The organism is Parasutterella excrementihominis YIT 11859, assembly GCF_000205025.1.
In the GTDB taxonomy this organism is placed as follows: domain Bacteria; phylum Pseudomonadota; class Gammaproteobacteria; order Burkholderiales; family Burkholderiaceae_F; genus Parasutterella; species Parasutterella excrementihominis.
Genome location: NZ_GL883691.1, coordinates 1 through 13902, shown reverse-complemented (window position 1 = coordinate 13902; position 13902 = coordinate 1). Strand labels below are relative to the sequence as shown.

At 46.9% G+C, this 13902-nt stretch carries 12 protein-coding genes; 2 read left to right on the top strand and 10 right to left on the bottom strand.

Annotation, left to right across the window (positions count from 1 at the left end):
* Positions 1–19: 19 nt before the first annotated feature.
* The 6 genes from HMPREF9439_RS03930 to HMPREF9439_RS03905 all read right to left on the bottom strand — a co-directional run bounded on the left by HMPREF9439_RS03930 (position 20) and on the right by HMPREF9439_RS03905 (position 7337).
* Positions 20–379 (bottom strand): cytochrome c3 family protein, encoded by a 360-nt coding sequence (locus HMPREF9439_RS03930; protein ID WP_008863789.1) that lies wholly within the window; start codon positions 377–379, stop codon positions 20–22.
* 93 nt (positions 380–472) lie between these two features.
* Positions 473–2185, bottom strand: a complete 1713-nt coding sequence (locus tag HMPREF9439_RS03925) for an FAD-dependent oxidoreductase (protein ID WP_050789272.1) — start codon at positions 2183–2185, stop codon at positions 473–475.
* Between the two features lie 211 nt (positions 2186–2396).
* Positions 2397–3383 (bottom strand): LysR family transcriptional regulator, encoded by a 987-nt coding sequence (locus HMPREF9439_RS03920; protein WP_008863787.1) that lies wholly within the window; start codon positions 3381–3383, stop codon positions 2397–2399.
* Between the two features lie 6 nt (positions 3384–3389).
* Entirely contained in the window at positions 3390–4430 is a 1041-nt protein-coding gene (locus HMPREF9439_RS03915; protein ID WP_008863786.1) for a threonine aldolase family protein, read from the bottom strand.
* A gap of 49 nt (positions 4431–4479) precedes the next feature.
* Complete coding sequence (locus HMPREF9439_RS03910; RefSeq protein ID WP_008863785.1) at positions 4480–5880, bottom strand: lyase family protein; 1401 nt, start codon at positions 5878–5880, stop codon at positions 4480–4482.
* Between the two features lie 2 nt (positions 5881–5882).
* Positions 5883–7337: a lyase family protein gene (locus HMPREF9439_RS03905; RefSeq protein WP_008863784.1), complete on the bottom strand. Its 1455-nt coding sequence runs from the start codon at positions 7335–7337 to the stop codon at positions 5883–5885.
* 339 nt (positions 7338–7676) lie between these two features.
* On the opposite strand from HMPREF9439_RS03905, the gene HMPREF9439_RS03900 reads away from it, so the two are divergent.
* The gene (locus HMPREF9439_RS03900; RefSeq protein WP_021868578.1) at positions 7677–8009 is read left to right on the top strand and encodes a hypothetical protein; all 333 of its coding nucleotides are present in this window, start codon (positions 7677–7679) and stop codon (positions 8007–8009) included.
* Positions 8006–8722: a nucleotidyl transferase AbiEii/AbiGii toxin family protein gene (locus tag HMPREF9439_RS03895; RefSeq protein WP_008863782.1), complete on the top strand. Its 717-nt coding sequence runs from the start codon at positions 8006–8008 to the stop codon at positions 8720–8722. The genes HMPREF9439_RS03900 and HMPREF9439_RS03895 overlap by 4 nt, the downstream gene beginning before the upstream one ends.
* Positions 8723–8836: 114 nt before the next feature.
* On the opposite strand, the gene HMPREF9439_RS03890 is transcribed toward HMPREF9439_RS03895, so the two are convergent.
* From HMPREF9439_RS03890 to argH, 4 genes are all read right to left on the bottom strand, one after another.
* Positions 8837–9073: a hypothetical protein gene (locus HMPREF9439_RS03890; RefSeq protein ID WP_008863781.1), complete on the bottom strand. Its 237-nt coding sequence runs from the start codon at positions 9071–9073 to the stop codon at positions 8837–8839.
* 306 nt (positions 9074–9379) lie between these two features.
* Positions 9380–10804, bottom strand: a complete 1425-nt coding sequence (locus HMPREF9439_RS03885; RefSeq protein WP_008863780.1) for a lyase family protein — start codon at positions 10802–10804, stop codon at positions 9380–9382.
* 2 nt (positions 10805–10806) lie between these two features.
* Positions 10807–12147, bottom strand: a complete 1341-nt coding sequence (locus HMPREF9439_RS03880; protein WP_040603387.1) for a lyase family protein — start codon at positions 12145–12147, stop codon at positions 10807–10809.
* A 51-nt stretch (positions 12148–12198) separates the two neighbouring features.
* Positions 12199–13710, bottom strand: a complete 1512-nt coding sequence (gene argH, locus HMPREF9439_RS03875; RefSeq protein WP_008863777.1) for an argininosuccinate lyase — start codon at positions 13708–13710, stop codon at positions 12199–12201.
* Positions 13711–13902: the final 192 nt, after the last annotated feature.

Here is a 13902-nt window from a genome sequence, read left to right as displayed (position 1 = left end):
TCAAAAATTCCCTAAATTATTAGGGTACCTTGAAGTTGTAATAATGGCAGCCGGCACAGTAATTCTTGCCAGCCTGATGGCCTTTGTGGCAAGTCGTGCAAGGCAGATTACCGTCATGCTGAGAATGCGGGTTCATCTCTTCAGGGTTTTTAGGAACAGTTCTCTGAGCTACTTTGTCATAGAAACCATGACATGCAACGCAAGGTTCATGTCTGTCCTTGTCTTCCGGAAGAGCTGCCTTGGGAGCATCCTGCCCGTGACAAGCTGCGCACTGAACGCCTCTTGCAACGTGACGATCTGCTAAATACTGGGGCGTGGTCTGAGCAGCCGCCATGCTCATTACTAAAGTACCCAGGATCGCGGCTAATAATGTTTTCATTTTGTCATCCTTGGAAATTTAAATTAGAGAGCACAAATGGAAAAAGCGACCAAACCTAGGAGTTTGGTTTGGCCGCTAATTCATTAGTACAAATTATGCACGATTAGGAAGTTTTGCAACTTCTTTACCGCAAACCTGACCGAATACCAAGCATTCTGTTAAGTTGCCGCCGCCCTGGTAAACGAACTTAAGGGCAGAAGCAATTTCACCGACTGCATAGAGTCCGGGGATCGGCTGGAGGTTCCAGTCAAGAACTTCGCGCTTAGCGTTAGCAGCGAGACCGCCCTTGGTGTTAGGACCGCCGGCAACCAACGGGCAAGCATAGAACGGGCCATCAGAAACAGGCTGCAACGTGCTCTTTAAGCGGCCGAATTCTTTATCTTCGCCGGCTGCGCAAGCTGCGTTGTAAGCCTTGACGGTTTCAGCGAGAGCTGCGGGATCCATCTTGCCGCCGTTTTCCTGAAGAGCTTTGATCTTCTGGCCAAGTTCTTCAATCGTGTCAGCCTTGAGAATCCAACCCTTCTTCACTGCATCGCTGTTGTCAGCGGCACCGTAGTCAACGAAGCCGTAACCTGGAGTGGAGATGCCGAGGCCGACGAGCGGTTTCTGTTTACGCAGAGTTTCGTCGAAGATGAACCAAGACGGAGAGTTCGGATAGTCGAGTGTGTCGATGTTGAACTTAACTGCTTCTTTGTAGAAGAAGTAACGGCTCGGGTCTTTGGTGACCTTGTGTTCGGCAGCGTAACGTTTACCGTAGTTGTTCACTACGATAGCGTGGCCGGAACCGACGGCAGGAGTGATCATGCCCACTTTCATTCCGTTGTGGCGGACAGGAGCAGGCATGATGATACGGGAAGCGGCTTTACCGGCTTTCATGATGCCAGCGCCAACTTTCTGGCCCATGGCGATACCGTCGCCTTCGTTATAGATCGTGCCGTAGAAAGCCCAGCCTTCAACGCCCGGACCTTCCAAGAAGGCCTGACGCATCGGCTTGCTGTATTCGTAACCGCCGGAGCAAAGAACAACTGCTTTGCGTGCCTTGTAAGCAACTTTTTTACCGTTTTGATCTGCAATCACGCCGATAACTTCGCCCTTGTCATTGGTGACAAGTTCTTTACCGCGTGTTTCGTAATCAACTTTGATCTTGTCTGCACGGGACTTAACGCCGTTGTCAAGGCACAGCCAGAATGCTTCGCCGGAAATTGCTTTTTCTTTCGGGCCGTTGTAGCAGGGGCTGTTGAATCCGGGAGGAATACGGTCAGGATAGGAAGAACGATAAACCTGGTAGCCGCAGTCTTTAGCTCCCGGGAAGTTGGGGAATGCTGCACCCTTGAAGCCGGGAGTAGCAAAAGCCTGGAACTTCGGATCCAGAGACTTCATCCAATCCAAAAGACCAGGTGTGTAGTCTGCCCAAGCCTGTGCGAGACCTTCGGAGACTTCAGGCTGTTCGCCTTCGAGTTTGCCGGGGATGTTTTCGCCGGAGAACATTGCGCGGGCGTATTCTTTCAGGGCAGCCTTGTTTCCGGTTTTGTCCGGGCAGTGGAAGATGCCGCCGGACATACGAGTATTAGAACGGAGCGTTGCAGCAGGCTGACGTTCGATAACGATAACGCTGGCGCCATTGTCAGCAGCCGTGATAGCAGTTGCAGCACCTGCACCGCCTAAGCCCACAACGATAACGTCCGCTTCTTTATCAAACTTCTGAGCCGGTGTCTGGGCCATGCTTGTTGTAGCAAAACCTCCCAATGTCGCAGCGACGCCTGCTCCTGAAGTTTTCAAGAATGAACGGCGGGAAAAATTGGTCATAAGAAATTCTCCTAGGGTCGCAAGCTGGCTAGGCTTGCTTTTAATAGTATTAATAGCCACTTAAGGTTATAAAGTAATCGGGAAAATATGCATATAGGTGCTTCCCTTGGTAGACAAGGGCTTTGCTTTCATGTAACAAATCTTTAACGAAAGAGATTCTTAAATTTCGTGTTCTTGTTGATCGACGGGGTATCTTTGCCGTGATGAGCACTTAATTTATTTCCTCATCGAAGTCCGGAACGAAATAAGAGTCTTTTAATTCCGGCGTCATCTTCTTTAGCGTTGGCATGACGCTTTCTTTGTAGATTCGGCAGATCTCTCTGGCGATACTTTCAAACAACTCTTGAGAAAAATCCGAACGGGAAAGCAGATAAATCTTTCTTTCCATCCCTAAACCCGGAAGTGCGCTCAGTGTCACTTTGTCTAGAAAAGCCGAATGCGTCATCAAACTCAGCGGGCTCGTAATCGTCCATCCGTTATTGTCGACAACCATCGCTAGTTTAATGGCTAGGTTGTCGACGTTGATCTTCCCGTTTAATTGTATCCCGTAAGTTAAAAGGAAATTGTTGACGAGCTTACCTCGTCCGCTCTTTTCATACGAGTTAATGAAAGGAAGATTACAGAGAGACAATGACTGCCAATTCTTAGCATGGTTATCTTCAAACTTGAACGCTTTCGGAAATACGGCAACCGATGGCTCCCGAATAATCATCAGCCGGCGCCAATCGGTATAACGCAGAGCCGGATCGGAAGAGATAATAATGTCGAGATCATGCGTGCGCAGGCATTCTAAGAGGCGGTCGGAGCTGCCTGTCAGACAAGTAATACGCCCGACCTTCTTCTTAAACGTAGATAAGAACTGCGGAGCCAGATGCAAAGACATGCTCTCTAAAAAGCCGATTCTTAGGTCAGAAAACAAATAATTCTCTTCCCTAACCTGCTCCATGGCCTCTTGAGTGATCTTCATCGCAGGAAGCACCTGACGGTAGAGCCGTTTACCGCTTTCGGTGAGAACCATCGGCTTAGAGCACCGATCAAACAATGTCACTCCTACAGAATCTTCCAGCCTCTTTAAAGAGCGAGAAGCGGACGAGGTACTGATGTTGAACCTCTCTGCTGTTTCCTTTAACGACTTACTCTCACAAACCGATAGAAAGAGAAGCCACTCATGGGAAAATACGGTCTCCGGAACATTCATTGTTGTTTAGCTTTTTATGAGGTTGACCAAAGCTTGCACTGCTTCATCCGGTGTGGACCAAGAAGTACAAAGCCTCAGGATGCCCTGTCCCTCTTGCGTTCGCCTGATTACTTTAAATTTTATCTTTTCCGATAAACGATTGAAAAGCTTTTCATCAACGATCGGAAAAAGCTGATTTGTCTGAGATTCAGAATAGAAGCTCACGCCGACCTCCTCAAAGGCTGTGCGGATCTTGGCTGCCTTTTCGTTGGCAGATCTTCCGAGGCGCTGATACAAGTCATCTTCAAAGAACGCTTTGAAGGAGCATCCTAAAGTTCTTCCTTTGGCGATCAATCCCCCGCACATCCGCAAAACACCGAGAAAACGATCACGTACATCGCGATCTTTTATGACAACAGCTTCGCCGAAAAGCGCTCCGCACTTCGTGCCTCCAATATAGAAAGCATCTGCGCATTCCGCCAGTTCTTTTAATTCCACATCTGAAGAAGCCGCCAGACCATAAGCTAGACGAGCACCGTCAATGTAGAGAAATAGCCGGTGCCTTTTGCAGACACCGGAAAGCGCCTTGAGTTCTTCTAAGGAATAAATCGTGCCTAATTCTGTCGGGAAAGAAATGTAAACAGCTCTTGGACGGCAAACGTGTGCCCTGCTCACCTGATCTGATTCTTCGAAGTTTGAGCAAACCCGTTCGATACTTTCCGGAAGAATCTTTCCGTCCTTACTTCTTACAGTGAGGATTTTGTGGCCGGAAAACTCAATGGCACCCGCCTCAGCAGTGTGTATATGAGCCGTATCTGCGGCTAATACAGCTTCATTTGCAGCCATAACCGTAGTCAGCAAAGAGAGGTTGGCCATAGTACCAGAGGCAGCCCAAAAGACGTCAGCCTCTTCCTTGTTTAGTCCGGCTTTCTTGAGAATTAGGCTTTCTGCTTCCGCGCAGAGCGAATCTTCACAGTATCCCGGAAGCTCCAAAGGATTCGTCTGTACCAACTTCTCTAGAATCTCGGGGCAACATCCTCCAGTGTAGTCACATTGAAACTGGTACATTTTTATCTCCTTGAGTTACTTTTGTTCTGCGCGAAGCTAATACTTCATTTTAGACAGCCGGCTTCCGGCTCAACCGCTTCATGAACTCGGAAGCACCTTCTTTACCGGATATGACTTCTACGTTAAAGAGCATGGCTTCCAAACTATCCGGAGCAGGATTTCCTGCAAGCTTGGTGTATGCATCTTCAAGCGTTAAATCATTGTCATAAGCGTAACGTGCAACTTCTCTTGCCTTATCTTCTCCAACGATCTGCGCCAGCGGCATTTGAAGCGCCAAGGACATTCTGGCGTGTTCAGCACTTCTTTCCTTGTTTGCAGTAAGACCCGAGATAACTTTTCTCTTGAAGACTTCGCATCCGTCGGAAAGCAGTGTGCAGGAATCCAACATACATTTAAGCGGCAGAGAAGAATGGGAGTCGGAGCCAAGCCATCCTGAGTGAACTCCAATATTTAAACCGGCTGCATTGGAGAAGACTTTGTCGCACAGATGCATGATCAGTTCTGCGACCGTCGGATTGATCTTGCCCGGCATGATGGAAGAACCCGGGGCTACCGCAGGAAGGATCATTTCACGAATGCCGGCTCTCGGACCGGAAGATAGGATCGTTAAGTCGCGAGCAATCTTCCAGATAATGTCGGCTGCTGCCTGAACTTTGGCATGGGCCACAATAAAGCGGTATTTATTGTTCAAAAGAGAAGTTAAAGGTTCGACGCTTGCCAGCGGATAACCAACCTGCTCTTCCAGATCGGCTTTGGCTCTAGCTGCAAATCCGGGCAGAACGCCCAAGCCGTTTCCAACATCGCCGGAACCTAACAAACAAACGTTCCAGCCTTTGGCTTCTTCTGCTAATTCATCAGCAGAATGCTGAAGCAAAGATTGATAGGCAGCGAACTCGTCCTCAAGTCTCATCGGAAGAGAATCTTTCAAGCCTAATCTTCCGCATTTGACAATGCCGGCAAATTCTTTGGCTTTTTGTCCGATGGCTTCAGACAGATCACGTACATGGTCAGAAAGTTTAAGAAGAACCTTTCTTACGGCAATGCCTTCTGCAGTTGTGGTGACATCGGCTGTAAATTGATTCAGTGCAATCTCTTTGCCTGATACTGCGCCGCCGGTGAGTTCACGGATTACAGAATCTACTGCTCGCTGAGCGGGTTTGCCGACAAAGCGAATCATGGTTTGGTCTAAGGCGGTCAGTGCATTAGGATCGGCTAAAAGGATTTGGCAGCCTTGTTCGATCTTGGAAGCTTTTTCCGGTGTGAGGTAGCCCAGGGCTCCATTGGCTTTCGCTGAAGCCAAGCAGACCTGAAGTAAAGCACGGAGGTATTCCGGATAGTCACGAAGTTTGTCGCCGGGGAAACTGCTAACCTGGTATTTAAGGTCAGTACTTGTAAAAAATGCAGAGTTATTCGTCATGTTGTCTTTCTCGCTAGGGTTTGAAGTTTGCATTCTTAGTCCACCTTTCTGATGTTCCTGTATTTCTTGAATAACTCAATGGTTTTATTTCTGTCTGTTAATGCCAGAACGTCGAAGATTTCTTCGCAGACATCTTCAGGAAGCACGTGTTCTTTAATAGCGACTTCTTTGCAGGACAGATCTTCCGCAATAGCTTGCTTGGCAATCTTCACACCTGTGGGATATCCGAAAAGACTTCCGACCATCGTTGACAATGAGGTGGACTTTTCTGCATAACTGCGAAGCAGTTCTTCATTGACTTCGACACCTTTTAAGCATTCATTATTGAATAGGCTCAAGGCATGAGAGGCGAGTTTTATCGCTTTAACTAATGTGATGAAGCCGCCGGAGTTGATGGAGCCGTGATCAAGCTGGCCTTCATTAGCAGAGTAGAAAGTCATGTCCTCGGCGATGACCATTTCGCCTAAGACATCCGTCATCATTTCGCAAAGGTAAGCGGTGTTCTCGTGCTCATACCCTTGAGTTCCTTCGGCACTCATCGGAAGTTTGACTTCGTTAATGCCCGAGCGAGGGCCGGAAGCATAAAGCAAAAGGTCATTGGCAATTCTTGTCACAGAGGCGACAAGCTCTTTGACCACTTCCATCAATACGGAATGATGGTCGGTATTGCGCATGCCGTCGAAAATGCCGCTATTAGGGATCACTTCGTCTGCGTAGACCTTTTGTTTCATCGTGAAGCCGAGCACTTTGGAGAGGTTCTCGAAGATTCTTTCAGGATATCCGGGCATCACGCCCATGCCTGTACCGACTGCCGTACCGCCTAAAACTCCGTAGCTAAAAACTTCTTTCAGACTTTCGAGCTGTTCGCGAGCTCTCTGAACTGATCTCAGCCAACCGGCAAACACCTGACCCCATGTCATGGGCAGAGCATCCTGGAGGCCGGTTCTTCCTAAGCGGACAACGGATTTGAAGTCACGGGCCTTCACTTCCAAGGTCTTTTCAATCTCTTTAGCAGAAGCAACGAGCGGATCGATTAAACGATAGAGAACAATCGCCTCGGCTGTCGGAAACACATCGTTCGAAGACTGGCACATATTGACGTGCGTATTGGGATGCACCTGGTCGTAAGCTCTTTTACCCGTCAAGATTTCGTTAGCGCGGTTAGCAATGACTTCATTGACGTTCATGTTCACACCGGTACCTTGAGAGCGCCAAACGTTGACCGGGAAGTGTCCGGCAAATTTACCTGCAATCAGTTCGTCGGCCGCTTTGCATATAGCTTCTGCTTTGACATGATTCAAAGCACCGATTTCGCTGTTGGTGATGGCGCAGGCCTTTTTAATCTCTGCCATTGCGCGGATCACTTCAGGAAATTCGTTGTAAGTATGGTTTCCGATCTTGTAGTTGCCCGAGCAACGAACTGTCTGAACACCGTAGTAGGCTTCATCCGGAACTTCTAATTCTCCGAGAGAGTCTTTTTCTAACCTCATTGCTCCTCCTTAGGTTTGTTGTTTGAGGCTTTTTCTTTAAAAACAAGGACAGTATTGAGCAAGGTGCAAGTTGGGACAATTAATTTGCACGAATTGCAACTTTCTGTTGAGTTGACACCTCGGAAAATGAGACGTAGGAAGCGGTCCGACGGTTAAGAAGAGTTAAGGTGAAGTGGAAAGTACTGGCTAGACAGTAGGAACGGATGCGCTAACCAACCTTTTGGTTTTAATGAAAATTGAATCTACGATTCCCTGTGTCTTCTTCGGAAGGACAATAAGCATGACGAGCCTTAGAATTACACATAATGCAAATGTATAAGTCTGATGGAAGCTCTAAGGATGAATGACTCAATTGTTTTTTCACAAGAGCAGACCGAATTTTTGGTAAAGGCTGCAAAAAGATATATTTGGTGGATGACAAAAGAAGAGGCCATGATGGATCCTTTTTTTGTCATCTCGCAAGTCATGAATCTGGGGGATCTCAAAGACTCTGCAAAACTTTTCTGCGATTTTGACCACAAAATCCTTCGTCAGGTTTTACTGAAAGCTAAGGCCGGATGGTTTGGCGACAAAAGAACTTGGGGTTCCTGGAATAACCTGTTATTTCCCGAATACAACTTCGTCACTCCGCCTATGCCAGTAAGAAAGATTCCAGATTGGGACGAACTATGATCCGTTTCAGCCCTCATTTAGAAATCCTCCCAGAAGTTCAACGCTGGATTTATCCCCGACTTCAAAATCTAAAAAAACTTGGGTTTGTTCTTTATGAAGGAACAGCTCTTGCGCTGCAGCTTGGTCACAGACAATCCGTGGACTTTGATTTTTTCTTACATGACCCATTAGACCAAAAGCAATTGCGAGACGCTTTCCCTTTATTGGAAGAGGCAAATCTCGTCACTCAGCTTCAGGACTTAGAAAATACACAGACATTTGAAATCTCTCATCCGGAGGCCGACAAAGGCTCCGTAAAAATTTCTTTTTTTGGAACTATCGATTTCGGCCGTATAGGAGAACCTCGACTGACTGAAGATGAGGTCCTTCTTGTCGCATCTCCATTGGATATTTTTGCAACCAAGTTGAAAGTGATTATCCAAAGGCCTTCGACCAAAGATTATGTCGATATCATTCGGCTGATTAAAAACGATGAGTCCCTAGTAGAAGCGTTGGGTGCAGCCTCTGTCTTCTTCGGCACCGATTTTTCGCCTATGCTTTCGCTTCGGGCTCTTTCCTACTACGACGACCTTTTGCCTCCACTCAGCCCCTCTGATTCTTCGTTTTTAAAGCGTCAAGTGTCTGAGGCTTTAAGAAGCTTAAGCATTAAAGGATTAGAAAAACCCGCGCTTGCTTCAGCAAATCTTAGCTCTAAAGAGGTAAAGAACCTCTGACAGAGTTTTCAGAAAACTATTAATTAATTCTTCTGAAAATCATTAGAGCCAGGATGAATTAGAGAGCTAATGGAATATTGCAATCTCTTCAGAAAATGGAGATATCTTGCTTCCTTAACGAGGATTAGATAACGCTTGAATCCTATGAAGTCCTTCCGTTGAGAATCCGCTAATCCTAGAAATTTTTTCTAAGGAAAGATCACCAATAGCAAGAAGTTCTTTGACAATCGCCGTCTTTCCTGCTTCCTGACCTCGAGCAAAAATTCGGTCTTCGATTCCTCCAAGCTGCTCTTTACCTTTCTCAGTTTTCCCAAGCACCCGATCTTTATCGTCCAGTTCAGGATTCACCATCTGTTTAGCCTACACAACAAGAACTATTTCTTTTTAGGATCAACCAAATGAATCAAATAGGGGTTAACTTCTCCCTTTTCCCTTTTTTAATTATAGAAATAGTATTGATATTGAAGATCCAAAAATCAAGGTATTTCAGTGAGAAAAACCATTAAGAATGTGAGGACGATTCTCTCAGGAAACAACAAACTCTTCCCTGAAGATGCAATTTGAAGGCTTATCAAAGTTCAAAACAAACCTCTCAATTTTCCATCATACAAAACGGGTGAGTTTTACGCCCACCCGTTTCCTCAAAACTAAAGACTTTTAGAGTTTTCTAAAGTCCTTGTACTTTTCGAAAAGCGCTTCCATATTCTCCGGATGCGTTAAGTTCGAAACATCAAAGAGTTCATCGATGACTTCATCCGGAAGGATTTTCAGCTTCTTAGCGGCTTCCCTCGGAGAGATATTCTCTTCTAATGCCAAGTGAGCGACCTGGCTTCCTACCTCGTAACCAAAGATCGTGCTGATCATCGTTGTATTGGAAACTGAGCTTTCAGCCATATCTTGGCAAAGCTGACTGTTCACACGCATGGACGGCAGAACTTCTTCAGTCAATATCCTCATGGCCTCCTTCAACATGGTCGCACTATTGATCATGGCTCTCAAAGGAATACTTGAACACGCACCGAGATCCAGCCAGCCATTCTTTAATCCGAATAGAATCGAGCTGTTATTGGCACTGACTTGATTGCAGGCCGTAATGACGGACTCAAGGCTGCAGGAAGCGAAACGCTGAGGATTAAGGGCATTCTCAGGATTTTTAACTTCGAAGTAGACCTCTCTCAAACCGGAATTAGGTCCGCTTGCCATGACGCGAAGATCTCGGGCGAGTTTCCACACTTGAGCACTCAAGGCAACGACTTGTCCGTGACAGGCAATTAGATCGTCGATTGCCATCATGCCGTCAACAAGATCGTCATAGGCTTTGACCTCATAGCCAAGAACATCGGAAAGATGTTTGTTGACTTTGCCTCTGAATCCCGGAAGGCAGCCCATGCCTGTACCGACTGCAGTGCCCCCTAAACAGCTGTAATTCCAATGGCTCTTCTCGTACTCAAGCCTCGATAAAGAACGTTCCATTCCGCTGGCAAAGGCATTGAGCTGTTGTCCTAAGGTAATGGGAACGGCATCCTGCAATCCGGTACGACCCATCTTAATAACAGAAGAAAACTCTTCGCCCTTTTCTCTCAACTTCTTAATCAAGACTTTTAAAGGTTCGATAATGATTTCTAGCTGATCATGGACAACAATCGCTTTTGCAGTCGGAATGACATCGTTGCTCGACTGAGCCATATTGACGTGAGTACTCGGATGAATGCCGCCCCCTTCTTTATTACCGGTCAAGATTTCATTGGCGCGATGTGCGACAACTTCATTAACACCGGCGTTTAAAGGTGTTCCCGAACCTCGATAAATACAAACCGGAAGCGAATAATCAAACTCTCTCCGAATGACTTCCCAGGCTGCTTGTTCAATCGCTTGAGCTTTCTCTTTGTCTAGGGCCCCGATTTCCAGATTGGTTCTGGCGCACGCCGCTTTGATCTTTGCAACAGCTTCGATAAAGGACGGAAAATCTTCGAGCGTTAAATCAGAGATATCAAAAGCCTGCCGATTTCTCTCTGTCTGAATTCCGTAGTAGGCGAAGTTGGGAACTTCAAGAGAACCCAAAGAATCATGTTCCAGTCTCATCTTTATGCCCTCCCTTGCCTGTTTTTAAAAGTCGAAATAAACCGCGTCAGTTCCTGAGGATTAGAGAATCGATCGAAATTAAAGAGCGCTTCGGCATCCTCTGCGGTTACTTCCTCGATCTGAAGCAGTGCCTGTGGGACAGACAGATTTTGTGAAGAAGCAACCGCTAAAACTTTCTCAGCGATTTCTCTTCCGAATACTGCGGCGGCTAAAGAAATCAGAGAAGCGGCACTTTCAAGGTGAGCTGAGGATTCATCGTGTTTTACGCGAATGCCGCTCACGCACTTCTCAACGAACTTATTGCAGCCTCGGCCGATAATCTCCAAAATCTCCAATAATTGGAAAAACACCCAGCCGTTCGAACTTCCGATATCAATGTCTTCTTCAACAAAAGAAAATGCAGCCAGCTGATCAATGCCCACTGTCTGATGCATAACCTGAAGCATGAGTTCCGGCATGCTCGGATTGATTTTGCCGGGCATGATGGTTGATCCCGGAGCGATAGCCGGAAGCGACAGCTCGGAGATGCCGCAGCGAGGACCCGATGAGTAAATGTAGAAATCATTGCCCAAGCGAGCCAAATTCAAGGCAATCAACCTTAACACGGAAGAAAGCCGGATAAACCTGTCATCCCCTTCCAGAGCTTCTACATAAGAAGATCCGAGAACAGGATCGTCGTCTTGAGGAACGGAATGCAGAGGCAAACCAGTCACTTTTCTAAGATTATTAACGGCTAGAGCGTTGAAGCCGGGCGCTGAATGCGTAAAGGAATCGATCGGCGTGAGGCCTAAATTGACGCCCAAGAAAAGATCCTGAACCCTTTGAAGCTCATCCGCACTTCTCTTTAAACGGATATACATGGCTCCGAACACCGCGCCCCAGGAAACCGGCAGCGATTCCTGAAGATGGCTTCGGGCAATGTGCATTTCATTCCGGAACTCCACCGCCTTATTGCGCAGTGTCTGCAAAAGATTATCAACACCGGAGCGCGTTAAGTTGATCGCACGGTACACGACAAGGTTCTGAGCCGTGTTGAAGACGTCTTCGTATCCTTGTCCTGCGTTGATTTTTTCTTCCAAAACGCCGGATTTAGCGGCCAGAAGACGATTAAAGGCCTGATTGTAAGCCAAGCCGTTGATATGTAGGGTCCCCGTTGTTAATTCAGATCGGTATGGATTTTCAATGATCTCTTCGCACGCTTTGATAATCGCTTCCGCATCCGAAGGATCTAAGATGCCTAAAGAAGCATTAGCGGCGGCGGATGCTTTTTTGATTTCCGCATAAGCCGTTATGAGCTGAGGATAATCGCGGAACTCTTTGATTTCTCGGTTTGAAGTGAGCATTAAGATTTCAGGAGGCGATTTAATCCCGCCTCCTGCCTTAAATTTCAATAATTAGCTGTTTTCTAACTTTTTAACAGCGACGTTGAGTTCTTCTTTGGCTTGGGCAAGATACATCAAACGATCGGCCAGAACTTTTTCGTCGGCGTCGATCTGTTCTTCAAGTAAATCCAGCTGACGTTTGACTTCTTCAGCGGAGGTTCCGCCGATGCACTTCTTAGCTTCAGCGATACGAGACGGATCCAAGGCTTCTTTAATTAGTTCGTCCGTGAGCTTGGTTTCAGCGCCTAACTGCTCTTTCATGGCTTCATTGACGCGAGCGCGGTCAATATGAGAGCTGTCTAAGCCTTCTTTGCAGAGCTTGTCGACGACATCAGCCACGATATGGTGTGCCTGACGGAAGGAGATATCGTCGTAACGAACCAAATAATTCGCGAGTTCGGTGACCGTACAGAAGTTTCTCAGCGCGTTGTCACGCATACGATCTTTCTTCACTTTCAGTGTGCCGATCGTGATGTTGGCCAATGTGAAGTCAATCTCCATGTCATGCATAGCTTCATAGAGGTAGCGAGTAGCTTCAACGCTGGTATCCTTGCTGTGAGAATAGATAATATTCTTCATGCAGGAATAGATTCCAACCACGAAACCTTCCATGTGGCCTGCCAAACCTTTCATGTGTTCCAGCGTGAATGGATTCTTCTTCTGCGGCATGATGGATGAGCAGACAGCGCAGGAGTCGTCGACTTCAATGTATCCGAATTCCGGTGTGGACCAAATATACAAGTCAAAAGCTAAGCGGCTCATCGTGTCGCTGGCCATCGCCAGTGTGACAACGGTTTCTAAGACGTAATCGCGGGATGCGACGCAATCGATAGAGTTCTGAATCGGACCATTAAAGCCAAGGAGCTTAGCCGTGTAGTTTCTGTCGATGTTGTAAGACGTCGATCCCATCGAGCAGCCGCCTAACGGACAGAGATTTAAAGAGTCCCAGACGTTGGCATAGCGTTTGTAGTCTCTTGCCAAACCGGCTAAGACGGCAGAAAGGTAATGTGCAAAAGAGACCGGTTCAGACGGCTGCATATGAGTGTAGCCGGAGAAGACGGCATCATAGTTGTCGCGAGCCAGAGAAAGAATCGTCTTGCGCATCTTATTGAACATTCCGGCAAGCTGCAGGTAATACTTTCTGGTATCCATGCGGACGACAGTAGCACCTAAGTCGTTGCGGCTGCGGGCCGTGTGCTGCTGGCCGCCCACTTCCATGCCGACCATTTTGATTAAGCGACCTTCCAAGTTGGTATAAAGGTCTTCAATGTTTTCGCTGAAGTCCGGGAGGATGCGGTTCTGCTGGATTTCATCGGTGGCTTTGAGAATCTTTTTACCGACTTCTTCTGAGATGATGTGTTGTTTGCAGAGCATTAAGACATGAGCGCGGTTGATGTCGAGCATCGTGTCATAAGAATGTTCAAAGTCTGATCTTGCGATCGGATCGTTTATGTACTTAATGATTTCCTGAGCCAGAGGCTTAGAAATTTTGCCGCGGCTGAAATCCTTTGCTTGTTCTGCCATTTTTGCAATTCTCCTTTTATTGCGGGATTGAGTTACTTCTTTGCCGAAAACGCTATTTATTCGTTTTACGGCGATTTATTGATCGTTATTCTTCGCCTGATGCAAAAGAACCTCAAAAATCATGCATAATATGAATAATCATGTTGCAAACTAAACTACCATGTCTGCACCTTCTCCGCGTTCCTTTCTTGT

Bases quoted from the DNA above. Each gene is read 5' to 3' on its own strand.
- HMPREF9439_RS03930 (WP_008863789.1), bottom strand. From the start codon at position 379: ATGAAAACATTATTAGCCGCGATCCTGGGTACTTTAGTAATGAGCATG.
- HMPREF9439_RS03925 (WP_050789272.1), bottom strand. From the start codon at position 2,185: ATGACCAATTTTTCCCGCCGTTCATTCTTGAAAACTTCAGGAGCAGGC.
- HMPREF9439_RS03920 (WP_008863787.1), bottom strand. From the start codon at position 3,383: ATGAATGTTCCGGAGACCGTATTTTCCCATGAGTGGCTTCTCTTTCTA.
- HMPREF9439_RS03915 (WP_008863786.1), bottom strand. From the start codon at position 4,430: ATGTACCAGTTTCAATGTGACTACACTGGAGGATGTTGCCCCGAGATT.
- HMPREF9439_RS03910 (WP_008863785.1), bottom strand. From the start codon at position 5,880: ATGCAAACTTCAAACCCTAGCGAGAAAGACAACATGACGAATAACTCT.
- HMPREF9439_RS03905 (WP_008863784.1), bottom strand. From the start codon at position 7,337: ATGAGGTTAGAAAAAGACTCTCTCGGAGAATTAGAAGTTCCGGATGAA.
- HMPREF9439_RS03900 (WP_021868578.1), top strand. From the start codon at position 7,677: ATGAATGACTCAATTGTTTTTTCACAAGAGCAGACCGAATTTTTGGTA.
- HMPREF9439_RS03895 (WP_008863782.1), top strand. From the start codon at position 8,006: ATGATCCGTTTCAGCCCTCATTTAGAAATCCTCCCAGAAGTTCAACGC.
- HMPREF9439_RS03890 (WP_008863781.1), bottom strand. From the start codon at position 9,073: ATGGTGAATCCTGAACTGGACGATAAAGATCGGGTGCTTGGGAAAACT.
- HMPREF9439_RS03885 (WP_008863780.1), bottom strand. From the start codon at position 10,804: ATGAGACTGGAACATGATTCTTTGGGTTCTCTTGAAGTTCCCAACTTC.
- HMPREF9439_RS03880 (WP_040603387.1), bottom strand. From the start codon at position 12,147: ATGCTCACTTCAAACCGAGAAATCAAAGAGTTCCGCGATTATCCTCAG.
- argH (WP_008863777.1), bottom strand. From the start codon at position 13,710: ATGGCAGAACAAGCAAAGGATTTCAGCCGCGGCAAAATTTCTAAGCCT.